Here is a 242-nt window from a genome sequence, read left to right on the forward strand (position 1 = left end):
CACCCCCAATATGTTGCAAAACACCCCCGAGCATATGTTCGAAAACACAATATGTTGTGTTTGCAGCAAAGGCGGGATGCCACCTGTAGAACCACGCCCGCGAACCTCAACCTTCAAGTTGACCTTGAGGCGATTTTTACGTCCCTTTACACGCCGTTCACATCGCCCCCAAACTCCCCCACCCACGGTACACACGGCCCACCACCGCGTCGGTGTCTGGCGAAAAATGGGGCGGGGCCCCG

Origin of the sequence: Collinsella sp. AF33-16 (assembly GCF_003475325.1) — a bacterium.
Lineage (GTDB): Bacteria > Actinomycetota > Coriobacteriia > Coriobacteriales > Coriobacteriaceae > Collinsella.